Source organism: Cupriavidus sp. HMR-1 (genome assembly GCF_000319775.1).
Lineage (GTDB): Bacteria > Pseudomonadota > Gammaproteobacteria > Burkholderiales > Burkholderiaceae > Cupriavidus > Cupriavidus metallidurans.
In genome coordinates, this window is the sequence record NZ_ANKP01000197.1 from 1 (window position 1) to 3,898 (window position 3,898).

General features: G+C 65.7%; 4 protein-coding genes. 2 read left to right on the forward strand and 2 right to left on the reverse strand.

Annotated elements, in window-relative coordinates:
* The first annotated feature begins 170 nt into the window (after positions 1 to 170).
* Positions 171 to 1,193 carry a signal recognition particle-docking protein FtsY gene (ftsY, locus tag D769_RS20135; protein ID WP_011515170.1) on the forward strand — a complete coding sequence of 341 codons (1,023 nt, stop codon included), beginning with the start codon at positions 171 to 173 and terminating at the stop codon, positions 1,191 to 1,193.
* 71 nt (positions 1,194 to 1,264) lie between these two features.
* Here the strand turns inward: ftsY and maiA are convergent, their stop codons facing one another.
* The gene (gene maiA, locus D769_RS20140; protein WP_008648898.1) at positions 1,265 to 1,912 is read right to left on the reverse strand and encodes a maleylacetoacetate isomerase; all 648 of its coding nucleotides are present in this window, start codon (positions 1,910 to 1,912) and stop codon (positions 1,265 to 1,267) included.
* A gap of 4 nt (positions 1,913 to 1,916) precedes the next feature.
* Positions 1,917 to 2,618: a fumarylacetoacetate hydrolase family protein gene (locus D769_RS20145; RefSeq protein ID WP_008648900.1), complete on the reverse strand. Its 702-nt coding sequence runs from the start codon at positions 2,616 to 2,618 to the stop codon at positions 1,917 to 1,919.
* 174 nt (positions 2,619 to 2,792) lie between these two features.
* On the opposite strand from D769_RS20145, the gene D769_RS20150 reads away from it, so the two are divergent.
* Positions 2,793 to 3,428 (forward strand): ANTAR domain-containing protein, encoded by a 636-nt coding sequence (locus tag D769_RS20150; protein ID WP_008648901.1) that lies wholly within the window; start codon positions 2,793 to 2,795, stop codon positions 3,426 to 3,428.
* Positions 3,429 to 3,898: the final 470 nt, after the last annotated feature.

Consider the following 3,898-nt stretch of genomic DNA (forward strand, 5'->3'; position numbering starts at 1 on the left):
CCACACCGGCGCCTGCTCCCGCGCCGGCCCCGCTTCCCGCCCCCACCCCGGCTGCGGCACCTGCGGTAACCCCTGTCGCCCCCCCTGTAGCGGTACCCGTTGCAACTCCGGTTTCAGCCCCGGTTTCAACACCGGCGCCGGCTCCAACGCCCGCCCCGGCGCCCGTCCATGTGGCGCCACCCGTGGCACCACCGGTCGTGCCGCCCGTGGCGTCGGCTCCGCCTCCGGCCAGCTATACGCCGCCGGTCATCGAGGAACTGGAGCTAACCCCGCCGCCCGCGCAAACCGCGGAAGCCAAGCGCGGCTGGATGTCGCGACTGCGTGCCGGCCTGTCGAAGACCAGCCGCAACATCGGCGTGCTGTTCGTCGGCGTCAAGGTCGACGAGGCGCTGTTCGAGGAACTGGAAACGGCGCTGCTGATGGCCGATGCCGGCGTGGAGGCCACCGAGTATCTGCTGGGCGAACTGCGCCGCCGCATCAAGAATGATCGTATTGAAACGGCCGAAGGTGTGAAAGCCGCGCTCAAGGACCTGCTGACGCAGCTCCTCAAGCCGCTCGAGAAGACGATGGAACTGGGCCGCGAGCAGCCGCTGGTGATGATGATTGCCGGCGTCAACGGCGCGGGCAAGACCACCAGCATCGGTAAGCTCTGCAAGCATTTCCAGTCCTATCACCAGTCCGTGCTGCTGGCCGCCGGCGACACGTTCCGCGCCGCCGCGCGCGAACAGCTCACGATCTGGGGCGAGCGCAACAACGTGACCGTGGTGGCCCAGGAAAGTGGCGACCCAGCCGCCGTGATCTTCGATGCCGTCAACGCGGCGCGCGCGCGCAAGATCGATATCGTGATGGCGGATACCGCTGGCCGCCTGCCCACGCAGCTTCACCTGATGGAGGAACTCAAGAAGGTCAAGCGCGTGATCGGCAAGTCAATGCCGACCGCACCGCATGAAGTGCTGCTCGTGATCGACGCCAATACCGGTCAGAACGCACTGGCCCAGACGCGCGCGTTCGATGACGCGCTCGGCCTGACCGGCCTGATCGTGACCAAGCTCGACGGCACGGCCAAGGGCGGCATCCTGGCCGCGATCGCGCGCCAGCGCCCGGTACCGGTGTACTTCATCGGCGTGGGCGAGAAGGTCGAGGACCTGCAGCCGTTCAAGGCGGACGAGTTCGCCGAGGCGCTGCTGGGCTGAATCCCGCAGGCACGCAAAAACAAAAACCCCGGTGATGACACCGGGGTTTTTGTTTCTGGCAACGCTACCGATTACTCGCTGTCCGGCTGCGCCCCTGGCGCGGCCTTCTGGAACGCGTCTACCTCCATGCAAGTGGCATGGATCTTCGCGATCGTCGGGAAGCGGCTCACATCGACATTGAAGCGCTGCGCGTTGAATACCTGCGGCACCAGGCAGCAGTCGATCAATGTCGGCGTATCGCCGAACGCAAAGCGACCCACACGCCCCAGTTGCGACAGATTGACTTCGAGCGAGGCAAACCCCTGTTCGATCCAGTGGCGGTACCACGCATCCTTGGCCTCCTCCGACACCTTGAGCTCGTGCTTGAGGTACTTGAGCACGCGCAGGTTGTTGAGCGGATGGATCTCGCAGGCGATTTCCTGAGCCAGGCCGCGCACGACCGCACGCTCGAACGGGTCCTTCGGCAGCAGCGCCGGCTCCGGATGGGTTTCGTCGAGATACTCGATGATCGCCATCGACTGGATCAGGGGCCTGCCATCGACCACGAGCGTCGGCACCACGCCATCGGCATTCAGCGCGCGATACTCGGGCTTCAGCTGCATGCCGCCTTCCCTCAGCAGATGCACACCCTTGTAGTCATAGGGCAAGCCCTTCAGGTTCAGCGCGATACGCACCCTGAACGACGCCGAGCTACGGAAGTAACTATGGAGCTCGAGCATTGCCTCACACCACCTTGACGGTCAGATCGCCCACACCTTCGATGTGGCATTGCATGACGTCGCCCTTCACTACCGGGCCCACGCCTTCAGGCGTGCCGCTGTAGATCAGGTCGCCCGGCTGCAGTTCGAACAGCTTCGACAGGTACGACACCATTTCAGGCACCGACCAGATCAGATCCGACAGGTCGCCACGCTGCTTCTCCACGCCATTGACGGCCAGCGTCACGGCGCCCTTTTCCGGGTGGCCGATAGCCGAGACCGGCACGATCGGGCCGATCGGTGCGGACTTGTCGAATGCCTTGCCGGTTTCCCAAGGGCGGCCGGTTTTCTTCGATTCGTTCTGCAGGTCGCGGCGCGTCATGTCGAGGCCGATGGCATAGCCGAAGACATGGCTGGCGGCCTGCTCGACCGGGATGTCGCGGCCGCCCTTGCCGATGGCGACAACCAGCTCCACCTCGTAGTGGCAATTGCCCGTGCCCGGCGGGTACGGGAAGGCGCCCTCGACGTTGTCGGCCACGTAGCTGACCGCGTCGGACGGCTTGCAGAAGAAGAACGGCGGTTCACGGTCGGGGTCCGAACCCATTTCACGGGCATGGGCGGCATAGTTCCGGCCCACGCAGTAGACCCGGCGCACAGGGAAACTTGCGCTGCCACCACGCACGGGAACACCGACGGGGGCTTGCGGCGCGAAGACGAATTCGGTCATCCAACTCTCCAGCTTTCTCTTTTTTGATGGAACGCCGCACCCGGTGTCGTGTCCGGTCGTGCCCAGTCGGGTGGGCCGCGGCAGGGGCAAAGGATACACCTTGAATACGGTGGCATACAGTGGAAGCAGACCCGGCGCGAATCTTGCATATTGCACCGCAACCAAGCGCCCTCCATGACCCGTCGCCATCCGCCCCCTTCCGCCGTAGCACCGCCAGCCACCACGAGCCGGAGCCTGCGCATCCTGCTGGTTCGTGATCCGCACGAGGCCGATCCGCTCAACGTGGAGACGATCCGCGCCGGTCTGGCGCAGGCAGGCTTCACCGAGGTGCAGACGGTCGATGCGGACCTGCGCCTGCCGGACACCATTGCGGCCAGCCAGCCGGACCTGGTCATCATTGCCTCCGAATCGGCCGCGCGCGACACCATCGAGCATGTCTGCGTCTCCACCCAGCATGCGCCGCGCCCGATCGTGCTGTTCACGGATAACGACGACGCTCAGCGCATCAAGGCCGCCCTGTCGGCCGGTATCACCGCCTACATCGTCGACGGCCTGCGTGCGGAACGGGTGAAGACGGTGCTCGATGTGGCCTACGCCCGCTTCCAGCTGGACCAGCAGCTACGCGCCGAACTCGACGCCACCAAGCTCAAGCTGGCCGAGCGCAAGACGGTGGAGCGCGCCAAGGGCCTGCTGATGCAGGCACGCGGCATCAGCGAGGACGAAGCCTTCAAGCGACTGCGCTCGATGGCTATGGAGCGCGGTATCCGGCTCGTGGATGCCGCACAGCGCGTGATCGATGTGATGGCCTGATCCCTCGGCGCTAGTGGGCGCGGCACATGGACGCGGTGCATGGCACGCCGTTGGTGCGTTGCACAAGACTGGCGCGGCGCCATTCCCCGGCGGCGCATCTCGACAGTGAAACGGGCACCGCCGGCCCCGCCATTTCCCTTCCGGCACCCCAAAAAGCGCTGGCATAGCGCTTGCGTTACCCAAGACACGGCCAACGACGGCCGCGCATCACCCGGAAGCACCTCACAACATGTGTGCCCGCGATCAACGTCGACCGCGAGGCATCGGACAACGGCGTCCTGAACCCCGCCCCGAACGCTGGCCTTCCTGGCCAGGTGTCCGGGCCGGGGATCGGGACGCCTTTTCTCTTTCTGGAGCGTATCGCATGCCCTCTCGCCTCAAAGTCCTGAAGCCCCAGCGCGCCAACGACACCGCTGCCGCGGATGCCGCCCCCGCCTGCCATGGTCGCCGCCGCGCGCTGGCCACCATCG

What these genes read in the sequence shown, in the direction of transcription:
- D769_RS20150 (WP_008648901.1), top strand. Translation starts at nt 2,793, where the DNA reads ATGACCCGTCGCCATCCGCCCCCTTCCGCCGTAGCACCGCCAGCCACC.
- maiA (WP_008648898.1), bottom strand. Translation starts at nt 1,912, where the DNA reads ATGCTCGAGCTCCATAGTTACTTCCGTAGCTCGGCGTCGTTCAGGGTG.
- D769_RS20145 (WP_008648900.1), bottom strand. Translation starts at nt 2,618, where the DNA reads ATGACCGAATTCGTCTTCGCGCCGCAAGCCCCCGTCGGTGTTCCCGTG.